This is a genomic window from Bacteroidota bacterium (genome assembly GCA_016195025.1).
Taxonomy (GTDB): domain Bacteria; phylum Bacteroidota; class Bacteroidia; order Palsa-948; family Palsa-948; genus Palsa-948.
Genome location: JACQAL010000060.1, coordinates 52,111 through 67,920, shown reverse-complemented (window position 1 = coordinate 67,920; position 15,810 = coordinate 52,111). Strand labels below are relative to the sequence as shown.

Below are 15,810 nucleotides of genomic sequence, written 5' to 3'. Positions count from 1 at the left end.
TATTGCGTTAAAAATTATTTTGCCATTGTGAAACTATCGTGAATGCTTTTTACTTTTTCTGAAATTGCTTTATACTGCGCTTCGGTGATGCTGATTTTTGTTCCGCCTCCCAAAACTTTTTTTCCTTTTTTATTGGTGGAAACTGCGCCTTTGGTTGATTCTTCTTTTAATTGATCATACACTCCTTTTAATTCATTCAGTTGCCCTATCACAGCCGATACATTTGCATCCGATTTACTTTTGTCAAGGTAGGCAATTAAATTATCGAGTGTATATTTTTGTTCTGCAATTCGGTCAATTGCCGGATTGTCGGCTTTATATTTTTTCACCATGTTGGTTACAAGGTTCATGCTTTCCACCCATCCGCCAGTGATTACAAGCGAGAGCACGCCTGCCTTATCGCTTTTTTCCAATTCTGAAACTGCGGAAAAGTACAAGGTGTTTGAAATATCGGTGAGCGAATCATTTTTTCCTATGTTCTTTTTGATGCGGTCGGCAGTTGCCTCGCTGATGACTCCTGAAATTCCCAGTTCATCTCCTAATTTTTTCACGTTCACAAAATATTTAAGCCCTTCAGAACCGTAATCAAACGTGGAGCAATAAAGAAAATCGGTAGCATAAATTCCAAAGTTGAGCGCTTTGGATTTGGTGTCCACATAATTTTTGAGGTTGTCGGGATTGTTAAGATAGGCAGTGCTTTTTCCTTCTCCGCCTATGGCTTTCATGAATGAAAACATTTCATCGGGTGCCGGAATGGAAATATATTCTTCCGGTTGCTCAGAAGTAGCGGATTTCATGGCTGAAGAATCAACGGCAGCGGTTGTGTCTGCAGAAGTGTTTTCAGCATTTTCTTTTTGGTTTCCGCAGGAGGAAATAAAAAATGCCAGGGCAATTGCATTGGCAAACAGGAATAATTTTTTCATTGGGTTGCAGTCGTTTATAAATTTAACGGCAAATGTAATAAATTTTTAATTGAGCAAATTTTTACCTAATTTCTTCCCGTAACCAAAAAATTACCTTTGCGAACCATGAATTATCCCACAATAATTCTCTCTTCTGGCAAAGACCAATCGCTTCGAAGGTTTCACCCCTGGGTTTTTTCGGGCGCCATTAAAAAAATTAAAGGCGAAGCCAAAGACGGAGATGTGGTGGCGGTGTATGATAATAAGGATGAATTTCTCGGCATTGGTCATTACCAGGATTCAAGTATTGCTGTTCGGATTTTCTCTTTCACTAAAGTTGAACCCACCAAAGATTTCTGGCGCGAAAAAATTCAGAGCGCCTATGATTTCAGAAAGTCAATCGGGCTCACCGATAATCCCCGCACGAATTGTTATCGCCTGATTTATGCAGAAGGCGATGGAATGCCGGGGCTTATTGTGGATTATTATAATGGCACTTGCGTGATGCAGTGCCATTCCATCGGAATGTATTTAGCAAAAAAAGAAATTGTGGAAGCGCTCAAAGAAGTTTACGAAGATAAACTCATAGCGGTTTTCGATAAAAGTGCCGAAACGCTTCCTAAAAAATTTGCAGAAGGAATAAAAAATGAATATGTTTTCGGGAAAGGAGAAGAAGAACATCACACCGTAAAAGAAAATGATTTGAATTTCTGGATTGACTGGAAGAGCGGGCAAAAGACAGGATTTTTTCTTGATCAGCGTGAGAATCGCCAATTGCTCGCACGTTATTGCGAAGGAAAAACTGTTCTGAATGCTTTTTGTTATACCGGAGCATTTTCAATTTACGCGATGAATGCCGGAGCAAAGCTCATTCATTCCGTGGATAGTTCAAAGCGCGCAATTGATTTGGTGAAAAAAAACTTCCAGTTAAATGTTTCTCCCGAAGCCGGAAAGTTTGAAGGAGCGCATTACTGCTCCGATGTTTTTGATTTCATTAAGGAAAAGAAAAATTTTTATGATGTAATGATTCTTGATCCGCCTGCTTTTGCAAAGCATCACAATGTGCGGCACAACGCAGTGATGGGCTATAAAAGATTAAACACCGAAGCGTTCATGCAAATTAAAAGCGGAGGAATTATTTTTACCTTTTCCTGTTCGCAGGTAATCAGCCGCGATTTGTTTGAGAAAACAATTTTATCTGCCGCTATTGTTACAAAAAGAAATGTACGCATACTTCATCACCTTTCGCAAGCACCCGACCATTCCGCCAGCATTTTTCATCCCGAAGGGGAATACCTGAAAGGGCTTGTACTTTTTGTCGAATGAACATTCTTTCTTCGTAAGTTTGACAAAACATTTTTTGATGAAAAAAGTATTTTTGTTTTCTTTTTTAATTTTTAATTTTTCCTTTTTAATTATTTCCTGTCATTGCAAGAAAAAAACTTCTTCTGCGACAACTTCTTCTGCTTATTCGGAAGCAGAACTTGAAAAAATTCGCGAGCAGCAAAAAGCGCTTTACGAGGCGGGCTATATCAGGGCGCGTGTTGTTTACAATGAAGTGGACGGCTGTGGCTATATGATTCAACTGGGTGACGGAAAAAAATTGGAGCCGTCAAAAAAACTTTCTGAAGAATTTAAAAAAGACGGGCTTGATGTCTGGATTAAATACACTCCTAAGAAAGGCACTATGAGCACTTGTATGGCTGGAGAAGTGGTTGACCTCAACGATATTCAATTGAGAAGATAGTTTATGAAGATTATTTTTTTCGGCACCCCTGAATTTGCAGTTGCCTCGCTTGATATGCTGATGAAAAATAATTATGATGTTGTTGGCATTGTTACAGCTCCTGATAAACCAGCAGGACGGGGATTGGAAATAAAGATGTCGGCAGTAAAAGAATTCGCCCGCGAAAAAAATCTGAAAGTTTTTCAGCCGGAAAATTTGAAAAGCGAAGAATTTATTTCGCAATTGAAAGAATTAAATCCTGATTTGGGAGTTGTGGTGGCATTCCGTAAAATGCCCGAAGAAATTTTTTCTCTTCCGAAAAATGGAACTTTCAATTTGCACGCTTCATTGCTTCCTCAATATCGCGGTGCGGCCCCGATTAACTGGGCAATTATCAATGGGGAAAAGGAAAGCGGTGTTACTACATTTTTTCTGGAGAAGGAAATTGACACCGGAAAAATAATTTTGCGCGCCAAAGAAAATATCCGTGAAGAAGATACTGCCGGAGATTTATACGAGAGGTTGATGAAAGACGGAGCCGATTTGGTTTTGAAAACCGTTCGCGCCATTGAAACCGGAAATTACACTCCGCAGGAACAAAAAGATTTTATTAAACCCGGAGAGAAATTAAAACCGGCCCCGAAAATTTTCAAGGAGGATTGCAGGATAAACTGGAAAGAATCAGCAGAAGAAATTTATGACTTCATTCGCGGATTAAGTCCATATCCGACTGCGTTTACAGAAATAAAAAAACAAAATGAAATTTTATCTTTGAAAATATTCCGAGCTTCAAAAGAAATTCTTCAGCATCAAAATGAAATTGCTTCCATTCACACCGATGGAAAAACTTTTGCAAAGATTGCAGCGAAAGACGGATTCATAAACCTCATCGAACTTCAGCTCGCAGGAAGAAAAAAAATGCAGATTGATGAATTTCTCAGAGGGTTTTCACTCAGCGATTGGAAAATAATTGTATGAACAAAATAGAAAAAATAAAATCATTCGACCCAAATAGCCCTGCTGATGTCAATAGCGGAATTTTTGGATTGCCCTTTACGGTTGATGAAGCAGAAATAATTTTAATTCCTGTTCCATGGGATGTTACCGTTTCCTACAGCGATGGAACTTCAAAAGGGCCGCAGGCAATCCTTGATGCTTCCGCGCAGGTGGATTTGTTTGACCCGCTGGTGAAAGATTCCTGGAAGATTGGCGTAGCGATTGAAGAAATTTCAAAAAAGATTTCCGCAAAGAATTCCGCACTCAGAAAAATTGCTTCGAAATATATTGGAAATATTGAAAAAGGAGTTTCCACCGAAACCTCGGCAATGAAAAAAATCTGCGCTGAAGTAAATAAAGGTTGTGAAGAATTAAAATCTTGGGTGAAAGAATCAGCAAAAAAATATTTGCAGAAAAATAAAATTGTCGGATTGGTTGGCGGAGACCACAGCACTCCTCTTGGTTTTATGGAAGCGCTGGTAGAAAAAAATGAGTTTGGAATTCTGCAGATTGACGCGCACTGCGATTTGAGAAAAGCATACGAAGGTTTTGAATATTCCCACGCTTCGATTATGTATAATGTATTAAAGATTCCACAAATAAAAAAATTAGTTCAGGTTGGAATCCGCGACTGGTGCGAAGAAGAAAATAATCTTATTAATTCTTCAAACGGCAGAGTGAAAACTTTTTTCGATTATAGGATGAAAAATGAAATATATGAAGGAAAAATCTGGAAAAACATTTGCGAAGAAATTGTTTCCGAACTTCCGGAAAAAGTTTATCTGAGTTTTGATATTGACGGGCTTGATCCGAAACTTTGCCCTAACACCGGCACGCCTGTTCCCGGAGGATTGGAATTTGAGCAGGCAGTTTATCTCATCACAGAAGTAGTAAAGAGCGGAAAAAAAATTATTGGTTTCGATTTGAATGAAGTTGCGCCAGGAAAAGATGAATGGAACGGAAACGTTGGCGCAAGAATGCTTTTCAAAATGTGCAATCTCACTGCGGTTTCAAACGGACTCGCAAAATTCAGTTAATGAGTAAAGAGTTGTTGGAATATCTTTCCGGCTTTGTTACTGCAAAGCGTTTGAAGCGTTTTGATGAAGTCATCGCTGAACGCACACGCCATCTCACTCTTGTTCTCGAAGATATTTACCAGCCGCACAATGCTGCAGCGGTTTTGCGCTCGTGCGATTGTTTCGGAATTCAGGATGTGCACATCATAGAAAATCAAAATAAGTTTGAAGCAAACCCCGATGTGGAACTTGGCTCGCTCAAATGGCTTACTATATATAAGTATAATTCAAAACCCGAAAATACTTTTGATTGCATTTCGTCCTTGAAAAAAAAAAGATACAAAATCATTGTCACATCTCCGCATAAAAACGATTGTTCAATTGAAGAATTAAATATTGAAAACAAAACCGCGCTTTTCTTCGGAACAGAAATGCGTGGTGCTACTCCATTAGCATTTGAGCAGGCAGATGCATTCGTAAAAATTCCGATGGTGGGATTTACGGAGAGTTTGAATATTTCGGTTTCAGCAGCGGTGACATTATACACGCTTGCTTCCCGCTTGAAAAAATCCCAGATAAAGTGGAAAGTAACAAAAGAAGAAGAAATTGAAATTCGCTTGCAATGGCTGAGAAATTCCATTCCCAAATGCGAAATTTTAGAAAAAGATTTTTTGCTGAAATCCAGGTAAGCCATTGGCAGATTTTTCTACATTCGCAGTCCTTATAACAAATTAATAATTCACTAAAAAATATTTCAAATGGGAAAAGGTGATATCCGCTCGCGCAGAGGAAAAATTTGGAGAGGCACCACAGGTGTTACTCGTCCTCGTAAAAAATCAAAAACAATTCGACCGTCAGCGCCATCGCGCAAGGTGAAAACATTAAAAGAACTTCCAAAGGCAGTTGCCGAACCAATCGTAAAAAAACCGGTGATGGAAACTGTTCCTGTAGTGGAAACCGTTCAACCTGTGGTGGAAGGAATCACAGCAGAAGTTCCGCAGATTGTTTCTGAACCTGTTGTTGAAGTTCCGGCAGTTGAACCTGCGCATAAAGAAAAAAAGGCAGAGAAAAAAACTGCTGCGAAAAAAACGGCAAAGCCCGCAGCAAAGAAAACTTCTGCAAAAAAACCGGCAGCAAAAAAACCGGCAGCAAAAAAACCGGCAGCAAAAAAATCAACTGCAAAGAAAAAGAAATAGTTTAATCCCGATAGCTATCGGGATTCGAATACTCCTAAGCCGAACAATGCGAAGTCATATTTCACAGGGTCATTCGAATCAAACTCACGCAAACGACTGGTAAGTTCTTCAACTGCTTGCCAGTCGTTTTGTTTTCGGGCGAGCAAACCGAGTTTACGAGCCACATTTCCCGAATGCACATCAAGCGGACACATTAAATCTTTCTGAAAAAAGTTTTTCCAGATTCCAAAATCAACTCCACGCTTATCTTTTCGAATCATCCATCGTAAAAACATATTTAATCTTTTTGCAGATGAATTTGCTTCGGGATTTGAAATGTGTTTTTTCGTTCTTGCAGGATGGGGAACGGATAAAAATATTTTTCGGAAGTTAATGATTGCTTCTTTTACATTTTCGCCTATAAAAACATTTTCAAGCGATTTATGTTTGCAATAAATATTTTTTAATGAACTGAGAAAAAATTTCAAATCAGTATGATTAAAAGTTCTGTGTTTGAAATTTTTGAATGAAGACAAATCTTTTTTTGAATGGTTCAGGATAAAACTGTATGGAGAAAAATCCATTCGTCTCATCAATTCATTTGCATTCTTTATTATAGTAATGCGTTGTCCCCAGGAAATTGTAGCGGTAAGAAATCCGGCAATCTCTATATCTTCTCTCTTTGAAAACTTATGCGGAATGGAAATGGGATCACTCTCTATAAATTCAGGGCGGTTATACTTGTCAACTTTTTCTTCTAGGAATAAAAGGAGTTCTTCTTCGGTCACTTTACCGGATAAATTACATTCGTCAGCCATTTAGTGCTGTCTTTTTCCGTCATCGGGTCAGTCACGTATTCTTCTCTTACAGGGGTACGTTTTATAAATCCTTTTTCATTAATGTAATCATCCATTGCCTCATGAGCAGGACCTATTCCATTATAGCCGCCAAAATATTTTATGTTCAAAGTTTTTCCTGCGGGAACAACAAACGTTTCAAATCCTTTCACCTTTGTTTTTGAATCGCCTTTCACAGCCATTACCGCAGCCATCACAGTTATTTTATTTACAGTATCCCATTTGAAAAATAATCCGGAAGGAAAAGGAATTGCGGGCTGGAGTTTTTCTTTTTTCACCGCTTCAAAAACTGCAGGAAGATTTTTCTGATAGAACTCAGAAATTTTATTCCGGCTTATTGAATCTTTTTTTCCTATGAAAATAATTTCAGGCGAATCCATTTCCACCACTTCATAGCCGCGGTATTTTTTCGGTCCGGTCGGAGTTGCTTCTGCCACATCTTTAATTCCTGCAAGTCCTTTTTCAAAATCTTTTCCTACCATTTTATCCATGAACAAACCAAAAATTCTTCCTATAGGATTCATTCCCATATCGCTTTCCATTGTCCAGGTAACTTTTGTACCGCTCCGTAAGGAGTCCTTCGGACTATCCGCTTTCGTGAAAACAAATTTTCCGGTTGCCGTTCCGTTTTCCATAAAGTTCATCGCGGTTACAATCGAATCTTTGGTGCTTGATGTGATTGTTAAATCTCCGCTGCCAACATTTTTATTTTTGCTTTCCCATTTGAAACTTGCGCCAGCTCCTTCTGCAATAGTATTGTATTCCATTTTCATAGCGGTATCCATTTTATACCAGGGCGACCAATTGTTCCAGTTTTTTAAATTGTTGATTTGTGCATGCACAATTTCCACAGGTGCTTTGATTGTCATCGAACGTTCAACATGAACGTGCCTTGGCGAAAGAAATCCTATAACGGTAATAATTACTGCAAGAATAACAAGTGTGATTAAAATTCCTTTAATGATTTTCATGGGATTTTTTTTAATGGGGAGCAAAAATAAAACATTTCTATTGCATGGATTGTAAATCTAATTTTCTTAAGCGTGGAGAAATTTTCCCGATCAATCCCACAATTCCAATCGTCATGCAGCCGCCAAAAATTACGGATGGAATTAATCCAAGAAGTTTTGCGGCAACTCCCGATTCAAACGCACCGATTTCATTCGATGAACCAATGAACATTCCGTTCACTGCAGCAACTCGCCCGCGCATGTCATCCGGTGTGGCAAGTTGAAGAATTATATGGCGAACCACTACGCTTACATTGTCAAACGCTCCGCTGAGCGCAAGGATGAAAAGTGAGAGATAAAAATTTTTTGAAACCGCAAAAAGAATAATGCAAACTCCAAATAATGCCACCGACCAGAGTAAAGTTGTTCCCGCTTTTTTCTGCGGAGGAAAATAAGCAAGAACTCCCGCCATTACCACCGCACCAAATGCAGGAGCTGCGCGGAGAAACCCAAAACCTTCGCTGCCCACGTGCAGAATATCTGTAGCGAAAATAGGAAGCAGTGCGGTTGCTCCGCCAAAAAGAACTGCGAACAAATCGAGCGAGAGCGCGCTGAACACAATTTGATTTTTTAGTACGAAACGGATTCCCGCAGAAAGATTGGTAACAAATGAATCTTTGGATTCTTTTTTCGGCAGCGGATGGCTTTTTATAAAAAGTATAGAGAGAAGAGAAAAAGCAATCATTACAAATGAAACTGCGTACGCATAATTCATTCCCGCAAATCCAAGAATCAATCCGCCTGCTGCGGGACCCGCCACCACACAGATGTGAAAAATAGTGGAACTCCAGGTGGCGGCATTTGGAATCAGTTCCCGCGAAACAATTTGTGGGAGCAATGCAAAATAAGTGGGACCGATAAATCCCCTGGCAATTCCGGTGAGAAAAATTACTGAGTAAATGGGAAACGTGCCGAAATTATTTATGATGGAAGAATCTACGGTGAACCAGAAAAGAAATGCGGATGAAAACATCATTGCTACAGTGGAAACAAAAAGAATTTTTTTTCTGTCAATTATATCGGCAATGTGTCCGGCAAACGGAGCAATGGCGAGAAAAGGAATTGCTTCTCCCAAACCGATGAGACCAAGTGAAAGCGCATCATTCGTCAGTTCTTTTATTTGCCAGCCAACAATTGTATATTGCATTTGCGCGCCAAGAATTAATCCGAACCGCGCTAAAAGATACCAGAGAAATTCTTTATTCTGAAACGAAGAAAAGGGAGAGGAAGGATTATTTTTTTCTAAACTCACAAAATTTACGGAGTAGATAAAGCCATCTGCAAAATTTTTCCGTTGAAATATTTATTTCCGTTTACTGCAAAGTAAGAAACAAACTCTGCTGCCTGCGTTGCGGTAAGAGGCGCTTTGAAATTTGGAAATGCTTCCGAAAGCATTTCGGTTTGAACCGCACCAAAAGCAATTGCGTTAAAAGAAATATTTTTGTTTTTGTATTCTTCTGCCAAGCATTCTGTAAGCGTAATTAGCGCGCCTTTGCTGGAACTATAAGCGGAAAGTCCCGGAAATTTTATGCTTCCCTGTATTCCTCCCATAGAAGCAATGTTAAGGACGTGTCCTTTTTTCATCAAAGGAAGGATTGCCTGGGTTAATTCAGCAACAGAAAAAACATTTACCTGAAATATTTTTTCGAAATCTTGTCGTGAAATTTTTTCAAAAGGTTTTCTGAAAAATGCTGCTGCATTATTAATTAAAACATCTGCCGAATCAAAATGTTTTTTAATCTGCGGAAGCAAATCCTTTTTTATATTTCCTTTTTCCAAATCAAAAGGAAGAGAAATAAAAGTTGGCGGAGATTTTAAATTCCGGCCAGCGATAGTTCTTGCAATTCCAATTACTTTATGTTCTTTGGAAAGAAGCTGGGCGGTTTCATAGCCAATTCCCCTGCTTGCACCTGTAATAATAATATTCATTAAATATTATTCAGTAAGGTTTACTGTTGAATGAATTTCTGTTTCTTTCACTTTCGAAATAAAAATATCGTTCATGCTTGGCAGGATTTCGCGGAGGCCCTGTATCTGAACGAATGGAAGAATGGTTTCAAGCAAATCGTTCGGAGTTTTGTTTCGTAGAAGTTTTACTTTGACTTTGCAATGCGTTCCCTCCTGATTTTTTTCCAGTAATTCAAAATTTACATAGAGCGATTTTGTAAATGTGATCAAGTCACCTGTGAAATCCACTTCATACGTATCTGATTTATATTGCTGGCGTATTTCTTTTACCGAGCCATGCAGAATTGTTTTTGCATTGTTGATAAGCGCAATATGGCCGCAGAGTTCTTCCACCGAATTCATATTATGCGTGGAAAGCATGATGGTGGAACCTTTTGCTTTCAGTTCAAGCAATTCATTCTTGATAAGGTTGGCATTGATGGGATCAAACCCGCTGAAGGGTTCATCGAGAATTAAAACTCGCGGCTCATGAATAACGGTTGCCACAAACTGAACTTTCTGCTGCATTCCTTTAGAGAGTTCTTCCACTTTCTTTTTCCACCAACTACCCATCTCAAATTTCTCAAACCATATTTTTAATTTCTTCTGCGCTTCTTTTTTACTTAGACCTTTTAACTGCGCAAGGTAAAGGCATTGTTCGCCCACTTCCATTTTTTTGTAGAGCCCGCGCTCTTCGGGCAGGTAGCCGATTTGCTCAATATGTTTTTGCGAAAGTTTTTCTCCGTTGAACAAAACCTGTCCGCTGTCGGGTGCGGTAATTTGATTGATGATGCGTATAAGCGTGGTTTTTCCTGCTCCGTTCGGACCGAGCAAACCAAAAACACTTTTTTCAGGAATGGAAATACTTACTTCATCCAACGCTGTGTGATTGGCGAAACGTTTTACAATATTTTGCGCAGAAATAATTTCCATCGGGCGAATATACAAATGGATTTCTATATGAAGGTTATTTGTAAATTCGCAATCCCTATTTTTCTCTATGGAAAAATTTATTGACTTAAGAAGTGATACCGTTACGCGCCCATCCAAAGGAATGCTCGAAGCGATGATGAACGCGCAAGTAGGCGATGATGTTTTCAAAGAAGACCCGAGCGTAAATCTGCTGGAAGAACGCACAGCAAAACTTTTCGGAAAAGAAGCGGGCGTGTATTGTCCTTCGGGAACAATGACGAATCAGGTCGCTATCAAAGCGCACACGCAGCCGGGCAATGAATTGATCTGCGATATTGCCGCGCACATTTATATAAATGAAGCGGGAGGAATTGCTTTCAACTCCGGAGTTCAGGTGCGATTGGTGAACGGAGACCAGGGAAGGCTTTCCGCTCAACAAGTTTCGGAAAATATTAATGCGCCATTTGACTGGCTTCCGCAGACAACGCTGGTGTGTTTGGAAAATACAGTGAACCGCGCTGGTGGAAGTTATTATTCTCTGGACTCAATCAAAGAAATCTCTGAAGTCTGCAAGAAAAATAATTTGAAACTTCACCTGGATGGCGCGCGAATTTTTAACGCGCTCGCTGAAACAGGAGATTCTCCTGCTGAAACTGCAAAGTATTTTGATTCAGTTTCCATTTGTTTTTCAAAAGGATTAGGTTGTCCTGTCGGTTCTGTTTTAGTTGGCGATGCAGACTACATTAAAAAAGCACGAAGAGTGCGAAAAGTTTTCGGAGGAGGAATGCGTCAGGCGGGATTCATTGCAAGTGCGGGACTTTACGCGCTCGACAATAATATCAAACGTTTGAAAGAAGACCATATCCGCGCACAGAAAATTGCGGAAGTATTAAAAACTGCTCCCTATGTTCAGGAACTTCTTCCCGTCACGACAAACATTATCATCTTCACTGTAAAAGAACCAATGACTTCTCAGGAATTCATAGCGAAACTTGGAGAGAAAGATGTGAAAGGAATTGCCTTTGGAAAAAAAATGGTGCGCTTTGTTACTCACCTTGACTTCACTGATGAGATGCTGGAAAAAACTTTGAAGGCGCTGAAATCAATCTGATTTTTTCCTACTCATTTCTCTGAGCCACTTCATCGCTTTCTTTTTGCTGTTAAAAACTTTTCGCGGAACTCTTTGTTTGTTGAATCGCATAAACATCATCATCGCAAGGCGTGTTGCGAGCGATTCCACGACAATTGCCGAAGCATATAAAAGTTTTGGCGGACGTTCTCCTTCCACGTATTTCATCGTTTCCTCGTTGGAAGGAATAAACTCTTTAAACGTATTAAGAATGGCAATCTTTTTTCCATTGCCGAAATTTTCTATCTCGTCATAAAGTTCAATGATTTCTTTCAGCCCCATTTCAATTCCCTTGTATTCGATAAAAGCAATTCCTTTTTCGATTTCAGAAATGGAAAAGGTGGGAAAATCTTTTTTCATTCATAAAAAAGAATCAGCGTTCAACGGGGGCAAGAATTTCTTCCCGCATTTTTCTCAGCCAGGCAAGTGCTTGTTTTTTGTCATCAAAAATTTTTCGCTGAGCAATTTGTTTTTGAAAGTTCATAAAAAATTTACAGCTATTCTCAAAGCCAAAGAATCGAACACATAAGCAGTGGCAAGCACAAGTTTTTTCGCACGCTCAGTCGTTGCATATTTTGAAACTTCTTTATCCTGCGAAGAAATAAATCCGTTGAAGGTGGTCAGCACGCACATTTTTTCTCCATTGCCCAACCGCTCCATTTCATCGTAAATCTGCATCGTGTCTTTCACCGACATTTCTTTTACATCTTTCATTTCAACGTGAACAATTCCTTCCCCGAGGAGAGAAATAAAAAAGGAAGGGAATTCTTTTCTGGATTTCATTGCGTCATAAATGCTGAACAAAAGTAAAGAAAATTTTTTTACGGTAAAATTATTTTTTCCTTCTCTGCCAATACAACTCTTCTTCCTTCTCGGGCTCCTGGTTCCAGTAAGCGATGGAAACAATTTTTCCCTCTGAAGTAAAAAGCGAACGTTCATATACGGCAAGCATCGGATGAAAAGAAATATTTGTAACGCCAACCGTAAAAGTATTTGGCGCGGGTGGCGGAGGAGGCGGTGGCGGTGGGGGTGCAACTGCTACAGCCAATCCATCAGGACCAATGACAGGAGCGGGAGGTTTCGGTGGAGGTTTCACAGGAGGCGGAGGAGTTTGTGCAACCATTACCGTGTATCCGTTATGCTCCAAAAGATTTTTCAGGAACTCAACACGCTCAGGCGAAACATTTTTTTCTACGATAGAACAACGAACGCCATTCAACTCTTCAACGATATGTCCTTCTTTACTTAAACGATTCATATTCCAAAACTAAGTGAGTGGATGTATTCAAAAATATAATTTGCAAATCCTATAGCAAGAATTCCTATCATGCAGAGTACCAAAACAACTTTTGACAAAATGTCGCTGGAGAAATTTTCAATCGGAGTTTCATTTTTATCTACGAACATTACTTTAACAATTTTCAGATAATAATAAAGTGAAATAACCATGTTCAATGAAGCGATGATAAGGAGAGTTATCAATCCTGCGGAAGCACCTGATGTAAGCAGAAATAATTTTCCGAAGAAACCTGCCGTAGGCGGAACTCCTGCCAGAGAAAGTAACGCAATCATCATAGCAAGGGCAAGCTTTGGATTTGTTTTGTAAAGTCCTTTGTAATCATCTATATCGTCTTTACCGGTTTTATCGCTGATGAGAGAAACGACTGTGAATGCGCCCACGTTGGAGAAAATATAAATCAGCAGAAAATAAATTACTGAAGACATTCCCTGCATTGTTCCGGAAGCAACACCTATCAAAATATATCCCGCTTGAGTGATAGAAGAGAAAGCAAGAAATCGTTTGATATTGGACTGCCTCATCGCGAAAAGATTTCCGATGGTCATGGTGATTGCCGAAAGAAGCACCAGTGCATGAATCCATTTCTCATATAGATGTCCGAAAACTCTGTAGAGAATTGTCATGAAAATGAAAACAGCCGCGCCTTTGGAAACTACTGAAAGGAAAGTAGTGATGGCTACGGGTGAACCTTCGTACGTATCTGCCGTCCAGAGATGGAAAGGAACGACTGAAATTTTAAACGCAAATCCTACGAGAAGAAGAGATAAACCTAAAAGTGATAATAAATCAGGTGAAAAATTTTGAGAGACAGCACCAAAATCCAGCGAGCCGGTTGTTCCATATAATAAGGAAAGGCAGAAGAGTAATATAGCGGAAGAAAAAGCAGAAGACAAAATCATTTTGCCAGCTCCTTCTGCTGAACGGATTTTATTAAAATCAAAAGCAACAAGCGCTGTGAGAGGAATCGTTGCAGTTTCAAGTCCGAGATAGAACATCAGAAAGTTTCCGGAAGAAATCATGAAATACATTCCGATGAGAACAGAGAAAAGTAAAAGATAAAATTCAAGATAGCTGGAATGATTTTTCAGCCAGTTATTTGCCTGCAGAGAAATGAGCAGCACTGCAAAAGTAATTATGGATTTTTCAAGCATCAGCGTTCCGTCATTCAGAAACATTCCCCCGAACATGCTTCCGTACGGATGTCCGATGAATCCTGAAGCAAGCATTAGAAGCAGAGAAACATTTACAAATCCCAGCATCACAGAAGGATTTAGTTTCTCAGAAAAAACTTTTACTAGTAAAAGGAAAATCACCATTCCAAGCGCAAGCACTTCGAAACGCATCATGGATATGTAATTGATTAGGCTCATTTCACGCTCGTAAATAATACTTCTGTTGATTTTGAAATCATATCTGAAAGCCACCATGGCATTGTTCCAATAATCACAATTGACATAACTAAAATTCCTCCGGCCAATTTTTCATTCCATGTGGCGTCAGAAAGTTTTTCAAATTCTTTTTTCGTTATCGGCCCCCATAGAGCAACACCCACTGCTCGTAAAATATAAACTGCAGTTACAACTATTGAAGCAGTTGCAATGATGGTTGCAACACGATGGAATAAATCTGCATTTTGAAATGAACCGACAAACACGGTCATCTCCGCCACAAATCCGCTGAAGCCCGGAAGTCCGAGCGAAGTTAATCCCGCTATAATAAACACTGTGCCAAGGAACGGCATCACTTTCATCAGTCCACCCATTTCACTTCCAATGCGCGTGTGCGAACGCTCGTAGATCATTCCAATTACAGCGAAGAAAAGAGCCGTCATCACTCCGTGAGAGATCATTTGAAGAACTGCGCCTGTCATCGCAGTTCGCGTGAGCATCGCAATTCCGAGAACAACAAATCCGCAATGACTAACAGATGAATACGCGTTCATCAGTTTGATGTCTTTTTGTTTCAGCGTGACGAATGCTCCGTATAAAATTCCAATACAAGCAAGAATAATTACGTAAGGAGAATATTCGCGCGCAGCATCAGGCAAAAGATAAGTTGCAACACGCAGGCATCCGTATCCACCAAGTTTCATGGAAATTCCCGCGAGGAACATAGAAGCAGCAGTTGGCGCAGAGGAATGTCCGTCAGGCGCCCATGTATGAAATGGGAACATCGCACTGAGAACAGCAAATCCTGCAAACAGCATCGGGAACAAGAACATCTGCTGATCATGAGTCAAACTCAAATGAGAAAGCGTTTGTAAATCAAACGAAGGAGCTCCTCCTTGCGATGAATAAAAATAAAATCCGAGAATACCGATCAGAACGAGCGAAGAACCGCCCATCAGCATCAGCACCAGTTTCATAGCGGAATATTCTTTTCGTCCGCTTCCCCAGATGGCGATTAGAAGATATTTCGGAATGACAGCGAGTTCAAAAAAGAAAAACTGCGCGAACAAATCCACCGAAATAAAAAATCCGAATGCGCCTGTTGCAAGCATAACAAGTAAGAAGAAAAATTCTTTTGGCTTATCTTCGATGTTCCAGGAAACAAGAATTCCTGCAACCAGAACAACAGAAGTAAGCAATACCATAGCAATGGAAATTGCATCTACTCCAATATGATAATTAATATTCCATTGCGCAAACCAGACATGGCTTTCTTCAAAAGCAAGATGAGAGGCGTCATTGGATTTCATATAGGAGAAAAGCATAAACAGTGCAGCACCCAACTGAGCAAAAGAACCCACTAATGCAACCACTCGCGCCATTTTTCTATTCGCCAACAAAATGCCGAGAAGCGTTAACGTTGGAATCGATATAAGGAGATTCAAATTCATT

Annotated in this window: 17 protein-coding genes and 1 pseudogene; 7 read left to right on the top strand and 11 right to left on the bottom strand. The window is 39.7% G+C overall.

Annotated features, from left to right (window positions below):
• Positions 1-14: 14 nt before the first annotated feature.
• Positions 15-923 carry a hypothetical protein gene (locus HY063_12175; protein ID MBI3502538.1) on the bottom strand — a complete coding sequence of 303 codons (909 nt, stop codon included), beginning with the start codon at positions 921-923 and terminating at the stop codon, positions 15-17.
• 105 nt (positions 924-1,028) lie between these two features.
• On the opposite strand from HY063_12175, the gene HY063_12170 reads away from it, so the two are divergent.
• From HY063_12170 to HY063_12145, 6 genes and pseudogenes are all read left to right on the top strand, one after another.
• A complete protein-coding gene (locus tag HY063_12170) occupies positions 1,029-2,228 on the top strand; it encodes a class I SAM-dependent rRNA methyltransferase (GenBank protein MBI3502537.1) in 1,200 nt (399 codons plus the stop codon).
• 37 nt (positions 2,229-2,265) lie between these two features.
• Positions 2,266-2,649: a hypothetical protein gene (locus HY063_12165; GenBank protein MBI3502536.1), complete on the top strand. Its 384-nt coding sequence runs from the start codon at positions 2,266-2,268 to the stop codon at positions 2,647-2,649.
• Positions 2,650-2,652: 3 nt separating this feature from the next.
• Positions 2,653-3,606, top strand: coding sequence for a methionyl-tRNA formyltransferase (locus HY063_12160; protein MBI3502535.1), 954 nt, complete (start codon positions 2,653-2,655; stop codon positions 3,604-3,606).
• A complete protein-coding gene (locus HY063_12155) occupies positions 3,603-4,661 on the top strand; it encodes an agmatinase family protein (protein ID MBI3502534.1) in 1,059 nt (352 codons plus the stop codon). The genes HY063_12160 and HY063_12155 overlap by 4 nt, the downstream gene beginning before the upstream one ends.
• On the top strand, positions 4,661-5,329 hold the full coding sequence (locus HY063_12150; protein MBI3502533.1) for an RNA methyltransferase: 669 nt from the start codon (positions 4,661-4,663) through the stop codon (positions 5,327-5,329). The genes HY063_12155 and HY063_12150 overlap by 1 nt, the downstream gene beginning before the upstream one ends.
• A 69-nt stretch (positions 5,330-5,398) precedes the next feature.
• Positions 5,399-5,476: pseudogene (locus HY063_12145) on the top strand (30S ribosomal protein THX).
• Positions 5,477-5,850: 374 nt separating this feature from the next.
• On the opposite strand, the gene HY063_12140 reads toward HY063_12145, so the two are convergent.
• From HY063_12140 to HY063_12120, 5 genes are read right to left on the bottom strand one after another with little or no spacing between them, the layout of a single operon-like run.
• Positions 5,851-6,603, bottom strand: coding sequence for a TIGR02757 family protein (locus HY063_12140; GenBank protein ID MBI3502532.1), 753 nt, complete (start codon positions 6,601-6,603; stop codon positions 5,851-5,853).
• Positions 6,600-7,643 carry an SRPBCC family protein gene (locus tag HY063_12135; protein MBI3502531.1) on the bottom strand — a complete coding sequence of 348 codons (1,044 nt, stop codon included), beginning with the start codon at positions 7,641-7,643 and terminating at the stop codon, positions 6,600-6,602. The genes HY063_12140 and HY063_12135 overlap by 4 nt, the downstream gene beginning before the upstream one ends.
• Positions 7,644-7,680: 37 nt before the next feature.
• Positions 7,681-8,934, bottom strand: coding sequence for an MFS transporter (locus HY063_12130; GenBank protein MBI3502530.1), 1,254 nt, complete (start codon positions 8,932-8,934; stop codon positions 7,681-7,683).
• Between the two features lie 5 nt (positions 8,935-8,939).
• Positions 8,940-9,611 carry an SDR family oxidoreductase gene (locus HY063_12125; GenBank protein ID MBI3502529.1) on the bottom strand — a complete coding sequence of 224 codons (672 nt, stop codon included), beginning with the start codon at positions 9,609-9,611 and terminating at the stop codon, positions 8,940-8,942.
• 6 nt (positions 9,612-9,617) lie between these two features.
• Positions 9,618-10,562 carry an ABC transporter ATP-binding protein gene (locus HY063_12120; protein MBI3502528.1) on the bottom strand — a complete coding sequence of 315 codons (945 nt, stop codon included), beginning with the start codon at positions 10,560-10,562 and terminating at the stop codon, positions 9,618-9,620.
• Between the two features lie 67 nt (positions 10,563-10,629).
• Between HY063_12120 and HY063_12115 the strand changes: the two genes are divergently transcribed.
• The gene (locus HY063_12115) at positions 10,630-11,652 is read left to right on the top strand and encodes an aminotransferase class I/II-fold pyridoxal phosphate-dependent enzyme (protein ID MBI3502527.1); all 1,023 of its coding nucleotides are present in this window, start codon (positions 10,630-10,632) and stop codon (positions 11,650-11,652) included.
• On the opposite strand, the gene HY063_12110 is transcribed toward HY063_12115, so the two are convergent.
• The 5 genes from HY063_12110 to HY063_12090 form a co-directional block, all read right to left on the bottom strand.
• Positions 11,644-12,030, bottom strand: coding sequence for a hypothetical protein (locus tag HY063_12110; GenBank protein MBI3502526.1), 387 nt, complete (start codon positions 12,028-12,030; stop codon positions 11,644-11,646). The genes HY063_12115 and HY063_12110 overlap by 9 nt on opposite strands.
• Before the next feature lie 120 nt (positions 12,031-12,150).
• Positions 12,151-12,453, bottom strand: coding sequence for a hypothetical protein (locus HY063_12105; GenBank protein MBI3502525.1), 303 nt, complete (start codon positions 12,451-12,453; stop codon positions 12,151-12,153).
• A 49-nt stretch (positions 12,454-12,502) separates the two neighbouring features.
• A complete protein-coding gene (locus HY063_12100) occupies positions 12,503-12,928 on the bottom strand; it encodes a hypothetical protein (protein MBI3502524.1) in 426 nt (141 codons plus the stop codon).
• On the bottom strand, positions 12,925-14,340 hold the full coding sequence (locus tag HY063_12095) for an NADH-quinone oxidoreductase subunit N (protein MBI3502523.1): 1,416 nt from the start codon (positions 14,338-14,340) through the stop codon (positions 12,925-12,927). Before HY063_12095 ends, HY063_12100 begins: the two co-directional genes overlap by 4 nt.
• The gene (locus tag HY063_12090; protein MBI3502522.1) at positions 14,337-15,809 is read right to left on the bottom strand and encodes an NADH-quinone oxidoreductase subunit M; all 1,473 of its coding nucleotides are present in this window, start codon (positions 15,807-15,809) and stop codon (positions 14,337-14,339) included. Before HY063_12090 ends, HY063_12095 begins: the two co-directional genes overlap by 4 nt.
• Position 15,810: the final 1 nt, after the last annotated feature.